The organism is Arthrobacter sp. 35W (genome assembly GCF_000482545.1).
Taxonomy (GTDB): Bacteria; Actinomycetota; Actinomycetes; order Actinomycetales; family Micrococcaceae; genus Specibacter.
The window spans coordinates 1,083,642-1,102,417 of record NZ_KI519454.1; the positions used below are offsets into that span (position 1 = coordinate 1,083,642).

The 18,776-nt window shown below is 60.0% G+C and carries 12 protein-coding genes and 1 pseudogene; 10 read left to right on the forward strand and 3 right to left on the reverse strand.

The window, feature by feature from the left end; translation table 11 throughout:
• Positions 1-36: 36 nt before the first annotated feature.
• The 5 genes from K254_RS0104590 to K254_RS0104610 all read left to right on the forward strand — a co-directional run bounded on the left by K254_RS0104590 (position 37) and on the right by K254_RS0104610 (position 7,183).
• Positions 37-1,770 carry a dipeptide/oligopeptide/nickel ABC transporter permease/ATP-binding protein gene (locus tag K254_RS0104590; RefSeq protein WP_155848453.1) on the forward strand — a complete coding sequence of 578 codons (1,734 nt, stop codon included), beginning with the start codon at positions 37-39 and terminating at the stop codon, positions 1,768-1,770.
• Entirely contained in the window at positions 1,767-2,585 is an 819-nt protein-coding gene (locus tag K254_RS0104595; protein WP_026554379.1) for an ABC transporter ATP-binding protein, read from the forward strand. Before K254_RS0104590 ends, K254_RS0104595 begins: the two co-directional genes overlap by 4 nt.
• Before the next feature lie 79 nt (positions 2,586-2,664).
• Entirely contained in the window at positions 2,665-4,245 is a 1,581-nt protein-coding gene (locus K254_RS0104600) for an ABC transporter substrate-binding protein (protein WP_026554380.1), read from the forward strand.
• 70 nt (positions 4,246-4,315) lie between these two features.
• The gene (locus K254_RS0104605; protein WP_026554381.1) at positions 4,316-5,713 is read left to right on the forward strand and encodes a serine hydrolase domain-containing protein; all 1,398 of its coding nucleotides are present in this window, start codon (positions 4,316-4,318) and stop codon (positions 5,711-5,713) included.
• 372 nt (positions 5,714-6,085) lie between these two features.
• Positions 6,086-7,183, forward strand: coding sequence for a dipeptidase (locus tag K254_RS0104610; RefSeq protein WP_231391744.1), 1,098 nt, complete (start codon positions 6,086-6,088; stop codon positions 7,181-7,183).
• Positions 7,184-7,377: 194 nt separating this feature from the next.
• On the opposite strand, the gene K254_RS0104615 is transcribed toward K254_RS0104610, so the two are convergent.
• On the reverse strand, positions 7,378-9,129 hold the full coding sequence (locus K254_RS0104615) for a PucR family transcriptional regulator (protein ID WP_196810871.1): 1,752 nt from the start codon (positions 9,127-9,129) through the stop codon (positions 7,378-7,380).
• 393 nt (positions 9,130-9,522) lie between these two features.
• On the opposite strand from K254_RS0104615, the gene K254_RS21755 reads away from it, so the two are divergent.
• The 4 genes and pseudogenes from K254_RS21755 to K254_RS21765 all read left to right on the forward strand — a co-directional run bounded on the left by K254_RS21755 (position 9,523) and on the right by K254_RS21765 (position 15,105).
• Complete coding sequence (locus tag K254_RS21755) at positions 9,523-10,692, forward strand: M20 family metallopeptidase (protein ID WP_196810872.1); 1,170 nt, start codon at positions 9,523-9,525, stop codon at positions 10,690-10,692.
• Between the two features lie 10 nt (positions 10,693-10,702).
• Complete coding sequence (locus tag K254_RS25620) at positions 10,703-11,605, forward strand: GNAT family N-acetyltransferase (protein ID WP_155848454.1); 903 nt, start codon at positions 10,703-10,705, stop codon at positions 11,603-11,605.
• Between the two features lie 3 nt (positions 11,606-11,608).
• Positions 11,609-12,715 (forward strand): o-succinylbenzoate synthase, encoded by a 1,107-nt coding sequence (menC, locus tag K254_RS0104625; RefSeq protein ID WP_026554384.1) that lies wholly within the window; start codon positions 11,609-11,611, stop codon positions 12,713-12,715.
• A gap of 1,141 nt (positions 12,716-13,856) precedes the next feature.
• Positions 13,857-15,105: pseudogene (locus K254_RS21765) on the forward strand (IS256 family transposase).
• 95 nt (positions 15,106-15,200) lie between these two features.
• On the opposite strand, the gene K254_RS21770 reads toward K254_RS21765, so the two are convergent.
• Positions 15,201-16,136 carry a LacI family DNA-binding transcriptional regulator gene (locus K254_RS21770; protein ID WP_331271224.1) on the reverse strand — a complete coding sequence of 312 codons (936 nt, stop codon included), beginning with the start codon at positions 16,134-16,136 and terminating at the stop codon, positions 15,201-15,203.
• Between the two features lie 77 nt (positions 16,137-16,213).
• On the opposite strand from K254_RS21770, the gene K254_RS21775 reads away from it, so the two are divergent.
• Positions 16,214-17,482 carry an ROK family transcriptional regulator gene (locus K254_RS21775; protein ID WP_035749001.1) on the forward strand — a complete coding sequence of 423 codons (1,269 nt, stop codon included), beginning with the start codon at positions 16,214-16,216 and terminating at the stop codon, positions 17,480-17,482.
• 24 nt (positions 17,483-17,506) lie between these two features.
• On the opposite strand, the gene manA is transcribed toward K254_RS21775, so the two are convergent.
• On the reverse strand, positions 17,507-18,697 hold the full coding sequence (gene manA / locus K254_RS0104645) for a mannose-6-phosphate isomerase, class I (protein WP_026554385.1): 1,191 nt from the start codon (positions 18,695-18,697) through the stop codon (positions 17,507-17,509).
• Between the last annotated feature and the right edge of the window lie 79 nt (positions 18,698-18,776).

The following is an 18,776-nucleotide window of genomic DNA, read 5'->3' on the forward strand; positions in this document are numbered from 1 at the left end:
CCGGCGACCCGGCGGATACGATCATTTGTTCACCAGATGCGAACACCGGCAGGAGCCATCGCCGCTATCGGCACGGTCCTCTTGGTCGGGCTGGCGATCTTCGCTCCCGTGCTTTGGGGCGCCGAAGCAGCTGAGGTCAATGTCGATGTGATTGCTCGCGGGCCAAGTGCCGAGCACCTTCTGGGAACCGATTCTGCTGGCCGCGACATCCTGCTCCGCACCCTAGTAGCCGCGCGTACATCATTGATGTACGGCATGCTTGCGACCCTTATCGGCGTGACACTCGGCGTGATTGTGGGCTGCCTTCCGAGCATCCTGCCGCCGTGGATCGGCCGGCTCGTGACCGCGGTCGTCAACATGCTCGTAGCGTTTCCCGCCCTGCTTCTGATTCTGTTCCTTGCGGTGTTTTTTGGGCAGGGTGCTACGGGGGCGGTCTTTGCGCTGGGATTGGCTATCGTGCCGAACATCGCAAGACTGTGCCAGACGATGACCGCGAGCGTCGTTGGACGGGATTTCGTTAGCGCTGCGAAAGTCCTCGGCGTGCCGCGGACAGCGATCCTGTTCCGGCACATCATCCCGAGCATCGCTGACGTTATTGTGGTCAACGCGACGATGGCGGCCGCCAGCAGCCTGACCGCGATGGCAGGATTGTCGTTCCTCGGAATAGGTCTGCAGGCTCCTGCGTACGATTGGGGCCGCCTTTTGTCCGAGGGTCTCGCCCGTATGTACGTGTCGCCCGCGGCCGCTTTGACGCCGGCAATTGCTGTCACCCTGGCCGGAATCGTGCTGACCATGCTCGGTGACACCATCGGCCGCGCAGTCGGTGTGACCCCGGTTATCTCGATGCGCAAGCTGGCCGGTTTGCCCACCCGCTCGGCAAAGCCCGAGCCGGATAGGGGGGAGGCGCCGCATCCCGAAGCCGTTCTGTCGGTTCGCGATCTTCACGTGTCGTTCCCGGCTTTAGGCAAGTGGGTAACGCCGGTTCGCGGGGTAAGTTTCGATATTGCACGCGGAGAGCGTGTGGGAATCGTCGGGGAGTCGGGTTCAGGCAAGAGCCTCACAGCCCTAGCTGTTGCTCAGCTCATCGAATACCCAGGAAGGGTCGAGGCAGACGCCATCGTCTTTGATGGGGTCGACTACGCCGGAATGAGTGAACGCGAAGTCACGTCCCATGCCGCTGACCTGGGTCTGAAGATGTCGATGGTGTTCCAAGACCCAATGTCCTCGCTCAATCCCTCGCTCCGCGTAGGTCCGCAAGTCGCTGAGACTGCCCTCCTCCACGGTGGAGGGATTCGAACACAGGCCAGCAATCAGGCCACAGATAGGCTAGCAGAAGTGGGCATCCAGAACCCCAAGATGCGAGCCCGCCAGTATCCGTTCCAATTCTCGGGTGGTATGCGGCAGCGCGCCATGATCGCCATGGGTTTGATGGGAACACCGAAGCTCATCATCGCCGATGAACCCACTACAGCATTGGACGCGACCGTTCAACGAACGGTGATGCAGGTCCTGGACCGCGTTGCCGTCGAACACGGGTCAGCGGTCATGTTCATCTCGCACGACATTGCACTCGTGACCGGATTCTGTGAACGGGTTCTGGTGATGTACCACGGTGAAATTGTGGAAGACATATCAAGCGCCGACCTGGTCGAGGGGAGCGCCGTTCACCCCTATACGAAGGCTTTGATGGCCTCGATTCCCACACTGACGACCGACCGTTCGCGCCCGATGGCTACCGTTGCCGACTTCATGAAGGAGGACAAGGCATGACTTCGCTCGAGTTTCGCAACCTGGTGGTCGATTTCGGGCGTGGACCCAAAACCGTCCATGCCGTCAAGAACGTAAGCTTCATCGTTCCCCAGGGAAGTACAGTCGGCGTTCTGGGCGAGTCAGGATCCGGAAAGTCCACAATAGCCCGTGTGGCAGTGGGGCTGGAGCACGCAACCTCCGGTGAGATCCTGCTCGATGGACATTCTCTGTTGCAGTCAAACCGGGCAGGACGGATGCATCGACGCCAGGTTCAAATGGTTTTTCAGGATCCATATTCGTCCCTAAACCCTCGGATGACCATCGGAGATTCAATCGCCGAGGGGCTGCATGCCAGCTACCGCAAATCCAAGCAACGAGTGCCCTCGCGTCGTCAGATAGAGGCAGAGACGCAGGAATTGCTCAGCCTTGTGGGCCTCGATTCTTCCTACGCCGCACACTACCCTCGGCGTTTGTCGGGGGGGCAGAGGCAACGGGTTGCACTGGCTCGGGCGCTTGGCGCAAAACCGTCCGTGTTGCTTGCTGACGAGATTACCTCTGCCCTGGATGTGTCGGTACAAGGAACGGTCCTCAACCTCTTTCGCAAACTCCAGTCCGAGCTTGGCTTCACGGCGTTGTTCATTTCGCACAACCTTGCTGTCGTCAGATATGTCTGTGACTACGTCGCAGTGATGGACAAGGGCGATCTGGTTGAGTTCGGGCCCGTCGATGAAATTCTCACTGCACCAAAGCACCCATCGACTCGTGCGCTGATCGAAGCGGTCCCCGAGATGGGCAAACCGTTGTTCGTCCCCGCTCATCGGGGAGTTGCCCGCTGAAGTGTCACCCGCGACGCACCTGGCTACACATACCCCACACCCCTCTCGAACGTCCTGCACAAACAAAGGAAATAGCACCATGAAGGTTAGATACCTACCCGTTCTCGCCGTTGCGGCCGCCGGAGCTCTTGTTCTGACGGCCTGCAGCCCCAGCAGCAGCCCAGGAACGGGCCAGTCAGCGGCTGCTGTGACGGATGGCACCCTTAAATGGGCACTGTCGACAGATCCAGGAAACCTGTTTCCGCAGACTACTTCCTATTCCGACACGCGCCAGCTAGTTGCTTTCGGATACGACAGCCTCATCGCTGTCGATGACAATGGCCAGCCCAAGCCGTGGTTGGCGGAGAAATGGGATGCGTCATCAACGGAAGTGACGTTTACGCTCAAAGAAGGAACAACGTGCGGAGACGGCTCGCCGCTGACCGCGCAGACTGTGGCAGACAACTTCACCTGGATCACAGATACCAAGAATTCTTCACCCGTGGTGGGTCTATTTGTGCCGTCCGGAACGACGGCCAAAGCGGACAACTCGGCAAGGACAGTCACGCTGACATCCCCGACACCGAATCCATTCTTGCTCGAATTGCTTGGACAAGTGTTCATCGCATGTGGCAAAGCGATCGCCAGCCCGGACAAGTACTCGTCCGCGTTTGACGGAACAGGGCCCTACACCCTGTCCGACGTGAGGCCAGGCGAGAGTTACACGCTGACGCGTCGGGACGACTACACCTGGGGCCCAGACGGGACCACGTCCAAGACTGCCGGTCTTCCCAAAACCGTCACGGTCTCCGTGGTGGGTGATGACACCACGCGTGCCAACCTGCTGTTGGCAGGCAGCATTGACGCCGCAACAGTCGTGGGACCGGATGCTGCCCGGCTCGATGCCCAAGGCATGTCAGCGTTGCCATTGAAGTCCGGCTCAACGGAGTTGTTCTTCAACCAAGCCGCTTCCCGACCAGCCTCTGACCCAGCTGTCCGCAAGGCCCTTGTGCAGAGCACCAACACCAAGGTAATGGCCGATATCTTGGCCGGCGGCCAGGGCGCACCATCGCAGTCGCTCCTAATCGGGAAACCGACGACCTGCGCCATCGATGACGTGTACAACTCCGCTCCAGCGTTTGATACCGCCGCAGCTGCGAAGACACTGGACGATGCAGGGTGGAAGGTCGGAGCAGGCGGCGTTCGAAGCAAGGACGGACAGGCGCTGTCCATCAAGCTCGTGTACCGAAACAGCACCGAAAAGGCCTCAGCATTCGAGGTCTTGGCCAGTGAGTGGAAGAAACTCGGCGTGGATGTAACTCTGAAGGGCGCCGATCAGGCTGTGCTCAACGATCTTCTGTCCTCAGGCACCGGAGACTGGGACGTCGTTGATTGGTACGTAGGGGCACCGTTCCCGACGATGTTGGTCCCGTTCTTCAGCGGCTCCACATCGAGCAACTTCTCGAAGATCAACAACGCCACCTACAACGAGCACGTCATTCTGGCCAGCAACAAGCTCGGCATCCAAGGATGCCCGGATTGGCAGATTGCGGAGCGCGCACTGGTATCGGACGCCGACATCCTCCCTATCGGATGGATCAACAACAGCACCTATACAAGAAAGTTCACCGCGAGTCGGTCATTCCAGATCGAACCTTGGTCGATTCGGCAGTCGGGCTAATCACGACGGCACCCTGACCCGGCACAGTCCGGGCCACGTTCTATGGCACCCACCCACGTAAGGATCAGCAATGACGTTCCAACTCCCCGACGATTTTCTTGCCTCGCAGGCATGGCAGAACCGGATCGATGCTCTGGCAAAAAAGCACTCCGTACCTGGTGTGCAGGTGGGGGTGATTGCATTGGACGGAGAGGGCCGACCAGACATGCGTGTCATGACCACGGGCGTGACGAGTCTCGCCACCGGAATTGAGGTAACTCCCGACACACTCTTCCAATACGGGTCCATCAGCAAAGTCTGGACAACTACGCTGATCATGCAGCTCGTCGATGAAGGCAAACTGACGCTGGAGACCCCTGTGGTGGAGATCCTGCCGGAGTTTTCCATCGCCGACATCGTGAACACCAAAGAGATCACAATCCGCCAACTCCTTACGCATACCAGCGGCATAGATGGAGATCTGTTCACCGATACCGGCGACAACGACGACTGCTTGGAGAAATATGTCGATGAACTGGCCACCGCCATCAGCGTCACTCCGCCCGGCGGTCATCTAAGCTACAGCAATTCGGCATTTGGAGTCGCCGGCCGGATCATCGAAGTCCTGCGTGGCAAGCCATGGGATGAAGTCGTCGTGGAGAGGCTTCTCCGGCCGCTGGGGCTAACGCACGTCATTACACGGACGAAGGAGGCACCGCTGTTCAGTACCGCCGTCGGCCACCTCGCCAATCCAGACACTGAATCAGCCGACAAGGTTATTCCCACGACCCGATGGATGCTGCCACGATCCCTAGGACCTGCCGGCAACGTCACCGGCTCCATGTCGTCGCTACTGACATTCGCGGCGGCGCATCTACGGGACGGCTTGGCGCCGAGCGATGAACGCATATTGTCCGTGGAGTCCGCGAGGCTCATGCGGACACCACAGTTTGATCTGACTGCGGACTCGACAGTGGACCAAGCCTGGGGGCTGGGCTGGGTTCTATCGGATTGGGGAACTGTGAGGTCGGCCTATCATGGCGGAGCGACGATCGGGCAGATCGCCCGGCTTCAGACGTTCCCGGAACTGCAAATGGCGATCGGTGTGCTGACGAACTCGCGCGGAGGCTCGGGACTAGCTGACGAGATCGAGACTGCAATCGGTGTCGAACTGGGGTTGCCCAGCCCCAAGCCTGTGGCCGAGTTGCCTCCCGAGTCATGCGACCTGACACAGATTCTGGGGGCGTATGAGTCGACATCCAACCGCTATGAGCTGGCCCTCGATGAAGAGGGGCGGTACTACCTCACCAGCATCGCCAAAGAGGATGTCAACGGTGAGCCGCAAGCTCCACCATTTCCTGTCGTTCCTTTGTCAAGCACCAGGTTCCTCATTGAAGTGGACGGAAAGTCACACGAATTCACGCATCTCCTGATCGACGGAAATCCTTACCTCTTCAGCACCCGCTTGTACAAACTCACGAGCGACTAGACGCTGTGCTGGGCAGGACCACATCAGTCGCCCTGCCCAGCACACATCCCAGGAGTCACATCCATGGCACAACCGAATCGTCTTGATGCCGCCAACGTTCGCCGGTCACAGCTGAATGGGGACTCGCTCGCCCTTGTCGCATGCGAGCCGCCGTCCGACGATGCCCCGGACCTGGCTGCCCCGACATGAAGGTGGGCATCGAACAAGCCCTCGCGGGCTGTTCCATCCTGAGAATGCACTGTGGTGTCGAGGCGTTGAAGGGCGTCTCTCGGCTCATCACGGAAGTTGAGCGGAGCTGCACGCCTACGTCGCGGCGCTCTCAAAGTCGCACGGGCCAGCCTTTCAATGCTTCAAATAAACAATCGAACCTCAATGAAACTGGAACACCACATGCAAACTTCCAACACTCGGCCCCCCGCACTACGCCATCCTGAGGCCATAAGGGCATTCGACCTCACCCCTCTAATCGATGGTCATAACGATCTCGCGCACGCAGCACGAGGCGCGGCAAACTACTCAGTCGAGGGGCTCGAGAAGGACTCCCATTTCCAAACCGACATCGGAAAGCTGCGCGGTGGCGGAGTCGGTGCGCAGTTCTGGTCCGTTTACGCTCCAGGGGAAATACCTGAAGCAGATGCCGTGCAATACACGTTTGAGCAAATCGACTTCATCTACCGGATGATCCGCCGGTATCCGCAGACCTTTGAGCTTGCCCGCACCGGAGACGATGTTCGACGTATCTGGCAGAAGGGAGGTATCGCGTCTTTGCTGGGAGCCGAAGGCGGACATAGCATCGGCAGTTCCCTGGGCGTTCTGCGAATGATGGCACGGGTCGGACTGAGATACATGACCTTGACACACAATTCAAATACGTCGTGGGCTGATTCCGCGACGGATAGCACGGTCCATGGTGGACTCACTGACTTTGGCCGGGAGGTCGTTAGGGAGATGAATGCCTTGGGAGTGCTGGTCGATCTTTCCCATGTCTCGCCTGACACGATGCGCGATGCGATAAGGACCTCTTCTGCACCGGTCATCTTCAGTCACTCCTCATGCAGGGCTCTCTGTGATCACCCGCGCAATGTGCCAGATGACGTTCTCCGTTCCTTGGCTGACAACGGCGGCGTCATTATGGTCGCCTTCGTGCCAATGTTCCTCGATGAGGAATACAAGAGCTGGTTTGACGGGGGGCGCAATGGTCCCCGCCCGCCAGTGACGGTCGAGCACGTGGTCAAGCATATTGAGCATGCCCGAAACATCGCTGGCATCGACCACATAGGTCTGGGAAGCGACTATGACGGTTTCGGTGATTTCCCTGACGGCTTGCACGACACTTCGGCTTTCGCAGTGCTCATTGACCGGCTTGCTGAGCGTGGTTGGACCTCAGCCGAACTCGCCAAATTGATGGGCGATAACCTGCTGCGCGTTCTGGACGCTACGAGCATGGAATCGGTTTCGTCGACGCAGTAGGTGGTACCCGGTTTTGTCCCCGGTTGGTGCAAGTCTGCCTGGAATTCGCTCGAACAAGAGAGGGTTGCGGGCACTTGCAAAACCGGCCGTTCTCATCAGCAATCCCACGATTTCCCGTCCGCAGGCAAGGCGTATCTTGAGGCCTGCGAGGTAACGTACAGGGATACAGTCACCTTGCGAACGCTTGCTCGCAGTCAGTCAACATCACGCCGCAGCCGACTAAGTCGAAATTCGAGCATGGCCGCGAACCGCTCGTCAGGGTCGTCAAGGTTCACCTGCGCAATATCGGCGGCGCGACGAAGCCGGTATCGGAAGGTATTGCGGTGCAAGTCCAGCGCCGCTGACGCGCCCAGGGCGTTTCCGAAACTGTCCAGCCACAGCTCGAGTGCTTCTTCCAGAGAGGTACCGTGTTGTTTGTCGTAGTGACGGATTCGGGCGACAGGGCCATCAACGAGGCCGCCCTCATTTCGCAATTGGTCACCAATGTCCAGTAGAAGCGCGTCCATTTGGAGATCGGTGAATAGTGCGACACGGCTCCCAGGGCCCCGTTTCAGGACGCGCAGACTTCTGTCCACATCATTGCGGGAGCGGGCAAGCTCCGTCGGATCAGCGGAGTCCGCAACGCGACCAAGCCCGATGACGGCGCCGCCGGCTCTGTCCGGTGTCCGGTCGAGGAAGTCTTTCGAAACCCTCAGTGCCATAGATATGAGGTTTGTGGCGCCCTGCCGTGTCATCGAAGGCATGATCGCGTAACACACGTCGCCGACAAGCGCGGCTACGGCCCCCGGAGCAGCCACCGAAAGATGAAATGCAAATGCATGAGCGGTCCGTTCCAGGATCTGTTGGCGTGTTTGATCAGACGACGCATCACCGGCCGTATCGCCAAGCAGGGACAGGCCAAGCACCACTACTGTTCGTTGCACGAGGCGCAGACGTTCAATGGCCCCTATCGCGGCCTGTCCGGACGCCAAAGCGGACGCGATGAGATCTGACCGAACCTGACGGTCAACATCCGAGCTCACCCTGTGACGCAACAGTTGAAGTGCAACGACCTTCGCGGCATCAACCAGAATCTGTTCCTTTTCGGGACTCAATGGCTCCCGAACAGCGACCCAAATGGAACCGAGTACTTGATTTCCGGCGCGTATTGCAATCGCAACCCGGGGGAGTCCGGCCTCTCCCAAAATTTGGGGGGTGTCGAAGAACACTGGTTTCTCACTGGAGTACAGTCGCTTGAAAACGCCGGCCCGTTCCTGGGCTTGCATGGCATATTGGGGAACTACACGCCCCAGAATTGTCTCAATGCGTGATTGGTCGGCTTCATTCTGGCGACCAGAGAATGCCAGGATTTGGGAGGAGCGGTCTTCGATAGTAATTGGCGCATCGAGGAGTGCTCCGATCGCGTTGGCTAGAGCGAACGTGTCCTCCGCAGGCAGCCCTGCCAGGAGTTCCTCCGCGCCGGCGCTGGAGGCCAGCAGGGATCGCAGAAGAACAACGAGTTGGGTCCATGTCGCACCAGTTGAAAGTCCGAGCAGGACGACGCCACTTCGTTCAATGGTGGCGCGCAGCTCGGCCGGAAGATTAAGTGGTGTACGAAGCACCAAGGCGGGGATCTGGTTCGCTACGGCGCGATCAATCAATCCCGGCAGATGTTCGACGTCAGCATAGATGCACAGAAGCATGACCCCGGGTCGCAGCTCCGCCTGTTCGCGCGGATCGTCGATGGCAACGTCAGTGACCAGAGTAGTCCGGTCCATGTTGCCGGCAACCATCTCCAGCAGGGTGCCTGCCAGGTTGCTCACGACACTATCAAGTCGGGTTCCGTGACTAATCATCATCGACCATTCGTTCGCTCCCTGCTTCCAATTATCAACTCTACATGCACCGTCTTCGTACTTCCGCACATGATCATCGAAGCAATTGGTGTTTTTTGACGGTGTTTTCACCGGGCATCTCCACCAAACTGGATCCATGAGCGGCATTCAGAATCGCAGACAGTTTTCCCCGCTTGATCCTTGGCGTTATCGCCTGGGGGTCGTCACCGCGCCGTAAACCAATCCATTTCTTCACCAGGCTCGTATGTCCACGACACCGTTCCATTCAGCGCGGACCGGCAATCTGGTGTACACATCCGGGCAAACTGTCGGTGGATCGAGGACCTATCGTCATCCCGGGCTAGTGGCTTCGCTACCTATGAGCTATCCCGTTGAAATTGATCTCATCATCGAAGTGATCTGATCTGACAAGGGCTCCTTCTCAACGTGATGCCGTCAATACCGAGCTTGTCGAATGGTTCGGGAATCATGTGCACTCCATCCCACGAATGAAAGGTCTCCGGTATGACAACAGAACGCCTTGACCACTTCCACGCTCTCACTGACCGAATGCTCCAAGACATCCGTATCCTCGTTGAAACCGAGTCGCCATCCGCTGATCTGAACGCCGTCGCCCATAGCGCAGACAAGGTGTTGTCTCTCGGCGAACGTGTCCTGGGTGTTGAAGGGGAACGAATCGTTATAGATGGCTGCACGCACCTTAAATGGAGGCTTGGTGAGGGGGAACGCCGAGTCCTGATCCTCGGGCATCACGACACCGTTTGGCCACTCGGAACGTTGGCGAAGCACCCCTACGCCCAAGAGGGAGGCGTCCTCCGTGGCCCGGGAAACTTCGACATGAAGGTTGGAGTTGCCATGGCCTTCTATGCCGTATCAACCCTGGACCCGGGATCCTCAGTGACGATCCTGATAACCGGCGACGAAGAAATTGGCTCACATACTTCGAGAAACCTTATTGAGTCCGCCGCGGCCGAATGTGCCGCTGTCTTTGTACTTGAGGCTTCGGCCGATGGTGGCGCCCTCAAAATCGGTCGCAAGGGAATGTCTGATTATCGTGTGAGCGTCTCGGGTAGGGCTGCCCACGCGGGGCTCGAACCCGAGAAAGGAATCAACGCGGCCGTAGAGATGTCCCATCAGGTACTGCGAATTGCGGCCCTGGCTTCGGAACCGCAAGGGACGAGTGCGGTCCCCACAGTGCTTTCGGCAGGGACCACGACAAATACCGTACCTGCAACCGCAGACATATCTGTGGACGTCCGGGCATGGACTCAGGAAGAGCAAGACAGGGTGGACATCGGAATGCGGTCCTTGACGGCCGTCTTGCCCGGCGCAGTTCTTAGTATCGCCGGCGGGGTAAACCGCCCTCCGATGGAAAAAACTATGTCGTCCTCGCTATTCGAGAGTGCCCGCGCTGTGGCTCTGACCCTTGGATTGGGAGAGCTCAGAGGCGCGAAAGTGGGAGGCGGCTCGGACGGCAACTTTACCGCCGGACTCGGAATACCCACTCTCGACGGGCTCGGTGCAGTTGGTGGCGGAGCCCATGCAGACAACGAACACTCAGTCGTAGCCGAAATTCCACGGAGAACTGCCCTCGTGGCCGGCCTGATCAAGCACACTCTTTTGCCGGTCGCTGAGACCAACGACGAGCCAATAACTAGTGCGATGGGACGGTGACTGACAACTCATGATCAACCAAGCTCGAGACATGTCGCAAATCATTTCAGACCCTTCAAATCATTCCTTGGGCCACACTTCGACCGCCCGTCAATCTGCATTGCGCGCAGCCTCGCTCGCCAATGTTGCGATACGCCCGTTGAGGCATCTGGATGACTTCATCGCTTGCGAAGCTCTCTTCGACTCCATTTGGCATCCGGAGCCCGGATCCTCACTAATGGCCAAAGAATTGCTACGAGGCATCAGCTCCGCCAACAGCTACGTATCGGGTGCATTCCAAACAGGGCAACTTGTTGGAGCCTGCGTCGGGTTCTGGGGGCCACCGGAATCACGGAGCATGCACAGCCACATCGCCGGAGTCAGCGGCAAAGCGCGCGGCGTCGGTTATGCGTTGAAGCTGGACCAGCGAGCCCATGCCCTGGAGAGCGAAGTGGACACCATCACGTGGACATTTGACCCTCTGGTTCGCCGGAACGCGTTCTTCAACTTCCACAAACTTGGCGGTATGGCGTCCCAGTATCTGGTCAACTACTACGGCTCCATGCTCGACGATATCAACGGAACCGACGAGTCAGACCGGCTCCTCCTTGAATGGAATCTTGCGAGCCCGGGCGTGATCCGGCGCTGCGATGCAACGCCGGGAACAAGTACGCCGCCCACGGCGGACCACAACGGCGTGGCCGCATTAACCATAGGCCGCGCTGGCCAACCCGTGGTGGCTGATACCAGCGCATCTACGTTGTTGGTCGGGGTTCCCGAAGACATCGAAAACCTTCGACACGTTGACCCAGGACTTGGACGAGAGTGGCGCACTGCAGTACGAGAAGTTCTGGCCGGCGCCCTGTCCCGTGGCGGACGTGTCGAAGGATTTGAGCCACAAACAGGCAGCTACATCGTGACGAGAGGAAAGTAATTCATGAAAATCGAGGCCATAGAAATCCGGCGTGTCAAGATGCCCTTGGTGGCACCGTTTCGCACGTCGTTCGGAACACAGCACGAGAGAGAGATGCTGCTCCTGCGCGTGCGAACCCCCGGTGCGGATGGTTGGGGCGAATGTGTCGCCATGTCCGATCCGCTGTACTCATCTGAATACGTCGACGGAGTCGAGGACGTCCTGCGACGATTCCTCATCCCGGACCTCCTTGCCATGGGGGACGTGACAGCCAACGCCGTCGGACCCAGGCTCCACAAATACAAGGGCCACCGCATGGCCAAGGCAGCGCTGGAAATGGCCGTCATGGACGCCGAGCTCCGGAACCAGAACATCTCGTTCGCGAATAGTCTCGGCGCACTCCGCACGCACGTCCCGAGCGGCGTCTCAGTTGGCATCATGGATTCGCTCCCGGAACTGCTTGAAGTCGTGGGCAAGTACCTGAGTGACGGCTACGCACGAATCAAACTCAAAATCGAACCAGGCTGGGACACCGCACCCGTCCGTGCTGTTCGGGAGAAGTTCGGAGATGACATCTTGCTTCAAGTGGATGCAAACACGGCGTACACGCTGCGTGACGCTCACCATTTGGCAAAGCTGGACGCCTTCGATCTGTTGCTGATCGAACAGCCACTCGACGAAGAAGATATGGTCGGGCACGCCGAGCTGGCCCGAAAGATCCGGACACCTATATGCCTGGACGAATCAATCGTGTCCGCCAGCACAGCGGCGGCAGCCATCAAGCTCGGTGCATGCGAGATCGTCAACATCAAACCGGGACGAGTGGGCGGATACCTTGAGGCTCGGCGCATCCATGACGTGTGCGTTGCCCTTGGCGTCCCGGTGTGGTGCGGTGGCATGCTCGAAACCGGCTTGGGCCGAGCCGCCAACGTGGCTCTTGCAGCGCTGCCCGGCTTTACGCTTCCCGGTGACGTATCCGCTTCAGATCGCTTCTACATCGAAGATGTGACCGAGCCTTTCATACTCGAGAATGGCGGCCTAACCGTTCCGAATGGCCCGGGCCTAGGCGTAACCCCCCTGGAGGATCGTCTTAAAGAGTTCACCCTGACAGCGGAAAACATCGGGGCATAGCCCCAGACCAGTCTCGCCTGCATCCTCAGCGATTTGGGAGACACGCTGCTAGAGAAGGTCGCTGGCCGCGCAAAACGCGGCCAGCGACCTGGGCGGCATCACGACCTATGGCCGAGCCGATGAGCTCACTCTGGCTCACGGGCAGTCGTAAGCGTAATGAAAGCTTGCGAAGGAGTGACACGATTTTCGTCGGGATAATGCACACCAACTCCCAATCTGGATCCACCAGCATCCGCCGGACGAAACTCGGAACGGTATCACTCACAACGATCCCAAGGCCGTGGAAGCATGCATGAGGTGCAGGAAACCTATCGCCGCAAGCGATCCGAGGGGAAATGCAATCACTGGCGTAAGGAACTCTCATGCCCAACAAGGCTGATTGACCTGCGGAAACGCCGGATTCGCCGGGGGACGGGACGGGAGTTCCCTTAGGTACCTCTACTCCCGTACTTTGCACGGCGATAACCGATTCTGTCTTCGCGCTGGCCAGAAGGGCCTGGTCATGTTCTTCGGTGCCGTCTCGGCCATGTACTTGATGAAGGAGGTACTCCCACTGTGTCGAGTAATTCATCGTTGTGTCGGGTAGTGTGCCGTCGCGTTTTGGGTTGTTCCACCAACCGGCGGGAGTCATGCCTGGTGGTCGGGGCCTCATCCTGACTGGAGGCTTCACGCGGACTGAAGAGGTGCCATCCAGCAGGCAACCTACGGAAGCGGCAACGCCGATTTCTGGCCCAGGCCATGAGTGCGCAGGGACGCGTCAAGTGGCCCTTTTTCGGTGTTCGATCGAGCAAAAAAGAAGTGTGGACAATGTCCACACTTTCCACCTCGGACTGCCGTGTACAGCCGCCGGACTGGCCCGGATTCCGCATGTTTCCGCCACTTCCCAGTGTTTCCCAGGCCTGGAATCCCGTTCGAGTCCCACCGCGGGCACAGCGTTTCCACAGTCAGAGCCCCTTTGGGCCCCGGCCTGTGAATAAACCCGCCACAGTGTTGACACGAAGTCCACTCGGCGAGGTTGGTTGCGTCCCGCTGCGTGGTGTAAATCTTGGCAGGCCCGCGTTGCTTCGTTAACGCAAAGAGCCATCGTGCGATGGTCAGTGAGTACCGATCAAAGTCACTCACAGAAAGACACAAACACACGATGGCCCTCGACCAGTCTGCCTTGCTCGACCTGCTTGGCCAACTCCAACAAACCGATGTTACTGACCGGATCCGTGCTGCAACGGAGATGCTCTATCAGGAACTGATCGACGCGGAAGCGACCGCGTTCATCGGCGCAGCCCCCTTCGAACGCTCCGAGGAGCGCACCACCCAACGCAACGGGGCCCGCTCGAGACTGCTCACCACGACCTCCGGGGACCTGAACCTGAAGATCCCGAAGCTGCGCCAGGGATCCTTCTTCCCGTCGCTCCTGGAGCGCCGCCGCCGCGTCGACCAGGCATTGTTCGCCGTCGTCATGGAGGCGTACCTGCATGGCGTCTCGACCCGGAAGGTCGAGATCAAAGTCAAGGCGCTCGGTGCCGATACCGGCATTTGGCAAGTCCGAGGTCTCCAGGAAATGCGCCGACCTCGACAAGGAGGTCGGCGCATTCCGTGACCGTGACCTGTCCGCTTTGGACTACCCGTATGTGTTCCTCGACGCGACCTATTGCAAGGCACGGGTGAACCACCGGGTCGTGTCCCAGGCTGTCGTTGTCGCGTTCGGTGTCGCCGCTGACGGTCGCCGGGAAGTCCTCGGCTTCGACGTCGGTGACAGTGAGAACGAAGGGTTCTGGACGGCATTCCTGCGCTCGTTGAAGGCCCGCGGATTAAAGGGAGTGAAGCTTGTCATCTCCGACGCCCACACCGGGCTGAAGAAGGCGATCAACGTCGTGTTCCAAGGCGCGGCGTGGCAGCGCTGCCGGGTGCACTTCATGCGCAACGTGCTCTCCACCGTGCCCAAAGCCTCCCAGGAGATGGTCGCCTCGATCATCCGCACCGCGTTCGCCCAGCCCGATGCCGGGCACGTGAACGCCCAGTTCAACGAGGTCGTCCGAATGCTCGGCAAGTCCCACCCCAAGGTCGCCGTGATGCTCGAGGAGGCCCGGACCGACGTGCTCGCGTTCGCCGGCTTCCCCGCGAAACACTGGCGGCAGATCTGGTCCGCGAACCCGATGGAACGGGTGAACAAGGAGATCAAACGACGTACCGACGTTGTGGGTGTTTTCCCGAACCCCGCAGCACTACTGCGGCTCGCCGGCGGGGTCCTCGTGGAGCAACACGACGAATGGGAGGCCGGCGACCGGCGTTACCTCTCAGAGGCTTCCATGGCCGCGCTCGGCACCATGAACACCCCATCGATTGAGCCGGTCGACGAGGTGATTTCACTCCCCGAACTCGCTGCGGCATAATCAAACCAGCTGACCCCGCACGGTGTTGAGAAACTCCACCACACAGCGGGACGCAACCGCCGTGGTGATCCCGGGAGCATGCACCGGATGGACCGTCACAGGCGGGGATTGCATGGACCCGTTGATTCCCTAACCACAAGGTGTGGAATCTCCGCGAGGTGCCGGCCCGTTGAAGATCCTTGGATCCTGTCCAGAAGGGTCCGGGCGGCCAATGCCCCGTAGGCAGCCAGATCACGGCTGAGGGCAGACAGCCCCGCCAGCTGGCAGCCCAGGGAATCATCCCAGGCCAGAAGGGAGATGTCTCCCGGTATGGAGCAACCGGCCTGGAGGAGGTGGCTGCGGCCCCCGAGCGCCATGAGGTCGTTGTCATAAATGATGGCCGTCGGCCGCAAGCCAAAGGGCTGTGCAAACAGTGTGGCCGTTTCCCGGGCCCCTCCGGCCTCCGTATAGTCTGCATGGGCCGCCTCGGCGGACATGCCGTATTCCTTGGCCGTCGCAAAGAATGCCGCATCGCGTTCCTGCGTGTGGAAAAGCTGCACGGGCCCACCCACATGGGCAATGTGCCGATGGCCGAGCACCGACAGATATGTGACAGCGTCACGCATCGCGGCGCCGTCGTTCGTCCAAACGGCCGGAAGCCCCTTGCCCAGACCAGGATTGCCCAGAATCACCGCGGGGAGCCCGAGCCCGCGCACGATGCCGGGGCGCGGGTCATCAGTCTGAAGGTCGACGACGAGGACGGCGCGCACGGCCCCGGTGCGTGCCCAGTGGTGGTATCGGGCGATTTCTTCCTCACTGGACCGGCAGATCTGCAACATGAGATTGAAGCCTGAATCCAGAAGGACCGATTCCATTCCCCGGATGAATTCCACATAGAAAGGGTCCAGATTTCCACGCCGCGGATGCCTCTGGACCACCACTCCAACGGCCTGGATGGAGATACCGTCACGATTCCGTTGGTCCGGACTCACAGACAATTTCCTCCATAGTGGGGCGGTCCCTTCCCGGCATACCAGTGCCAACCGTGGCACGGACGTGCTTGCGCGGGAAACTTCCGTCCATTCTTTCTTAAGGGACTTTATATTGCCAGTCAAGTTAGTCTGGGGTGATGGCTACAGCATCAAAACCTCCCCGATTTGGTGCCCGCGGACGGGTCCTTGAACTCATCCGGTCCACGGGCCCCACCAGCCGGACAGAATTGGCCGTCGCCTCCGGTTTGACACAGGCGACGATATCCAACGTCGTCAAGGAGCTCTTGCACGATGGATTGATCGGCGAGGTCGGCCAGGCAGCCTCCACCGGTGGCAAGCGCCGGACCCTTCTACGCCTGAGCCCCGATTCGCGGCTGGGAGTGGGAGTTCTTCTGGGGGCAGAAGCAATCACCTTGGTCGTATGCAACTTGGCCGGGGAGATGGTCTCCCGCATGAAGACCGTCGGGGCAAAAGGCATGACGCCCCAGGAAGCAGTCGCCGCCATAGCCAGATCGGTGGAATTCATCGTTGAGGACGCCGCGGACGATGCTGGTCGAATCGTCGGGATCGGATTGGCGGTACCTGGTCCGATTGATCGTGACAACGGGTTCATGACACGAGCCTTGAAGGGGGATCTGTGGGAGGCCTGGGCCGGGTTTCCGCTCCTTGCCGAGCTCGAGAAGGCGACAGGCATGTCCGTCGCCATCGACAACGACGCTACTGCCGCGGCCGTCGGGGAATACTGGCTGGGTGCGGCAGAGGAGGCCGCTGCGTACGCATGCGTCTACATGTCCGCGGGCATCGGAGCGGGCCTTGTCCTTGACGGCACGCCTTATCGGGGTGTCAGCTCCAATGCCGGCGAATTGGGGCACATCAGCGTGGATGCGTCCGGCCCCACCTGCCCCTGCGGCAACCGCGGATGTCTTGAGCTGTTTGCTTCTCCTTCGGCCATTGTTTCCAAGGCCAAGCTGGAGGCAGCGGCAGGCAACCTGGACATGGCATTCACCAGCAACATAGAAGAAGACCTAGGCCGGCTGGGAATGCTCGGCATGAGAGGCGATGCGGTGGCCCATGAGATTCTCCGGTCCGCGGCCGACCTCTTGGCGGTAGGCATCGTCAGCCTCGTCAATCTCTTCGATGTTGGACTCATTGTCCTGTCCGGACCAGCGTTTGTCTCAACAGGATCGATCTATCTGGAGCAGGTCGGCCAGGCCTTGGCCCGGGCGGCCTTGAGCCGTAGCGTCCACCCGGTCAAACTCGAGCTTTCGTTCAGCACCCGCGATTCAGCGGCACTGGGTGCGGCTGTCCTCGTGCTTCAGGAGGAACTGGATCCGCGCACCCGGCGCTCCGTGAGCGTTTCCGCAGGGTCCGGGATCCCATCCGTTTCCTGGGATCCCGGACCCTAGCGGTCCGGGACCTGCGGTTCCGGGCTAGGGCACGAAGGCCTGTGCCACCGTGCCCGCGCCCTCCACTGTTGCCGGGCCGTCGGCCGCGGGAACATAGACGGATTCCCCACGCTTCAACACCTGCCCCAGCGGCTCGGTCCGAGTCGACACTCGTACAGTCCCGTCCAAACATACGAGGATGCGCGGTCCATCCTCGGGCAGGGTGAGGGACATGTCCCCCGCACGGCCGGGATGGGTGATGGACAGCGCGAATTCGGGGACCGGGGGAGTGAACACATGGGTGACGGCATTGTTCGGAACGGATTCAAGGTTAAAGCCGGACGACGTGAAGTCAAGGGCCTCCAACATAGCGTCGCTGTCGACGTGTTTGGCCGTGAGACCAAGGCGGAGGACGTTGTCTGAATTTGCCATCAGCTCCAGCCCAAAGCCGCTGAGGTAGGCATGTGGAACTCCTGCACCGAGAAAGACGAGCTGGCCAGCCTGCAGGACAACACGGTTCAGCAGGAGAGAGATGACGGCTCCGACATCGCCGGGATAGAACCCGGCCAGCTCGGTGACGGTTTTATACGCACTGCGCATGGCGGGGTCGGAGACGATGTCTGCCTGCTCCCGGCATGTTGCCACGACCTGGCCAACGTCCGTAGCGGACAGGCCCAGCAGCGATTGAAGCGCGGCCTGCAGGCGGTCGGCGGAGGGGCCCGAGGTCAGCGCCTCGTAGGCAGGCTTGAGGGGACCGTTGAGGGATCCCAGCAGGCTGGCGGCTTCCGTGTGTGCACGGAAACCAACGAGTCCCTCGAACCGGGTCAGGGCGTAGACCATCTCGGGTTTGTGGTGCTGGTCCCGAAAGGTGCGGCCAGGATCTGTCAGGGGAACGCCGCGGTGCTGTTCGTCGTCGTACCCGGCCCGCGCCATGTCAGGGTTGGGGTGGACCTGCAGGGACAGGGGACGCGCCGGGGCCAGGAGTTTGAGCAGATAAGGGAGCCGCCCGAATGCAGAATGGACCCTTTGGCCCAGATGCGTCGCTGGCGCGGTGGCAATGGCCCGGTCCAGAAGCTCCCCGCCGCCAGGAGAGTGGATGGTGGACGGGCCGGTGGGATGCGCGCCCAGCCAGAGTTCGGCGAATGGCGCTCCATCGGCTTCGATGCCAAGAAAATCGGACATCGAGGAGGTCGATCCCCAGTCGTAGGAACGTCGGGATCCGGTCAGAGGGTACATTCTTTGGTCCTTAGTGTTTGGGGAGCATGCCCTTGCACCCGGTGGTGCGGGGCAAGGGGTGGTGGGTGGAGACGGGTTT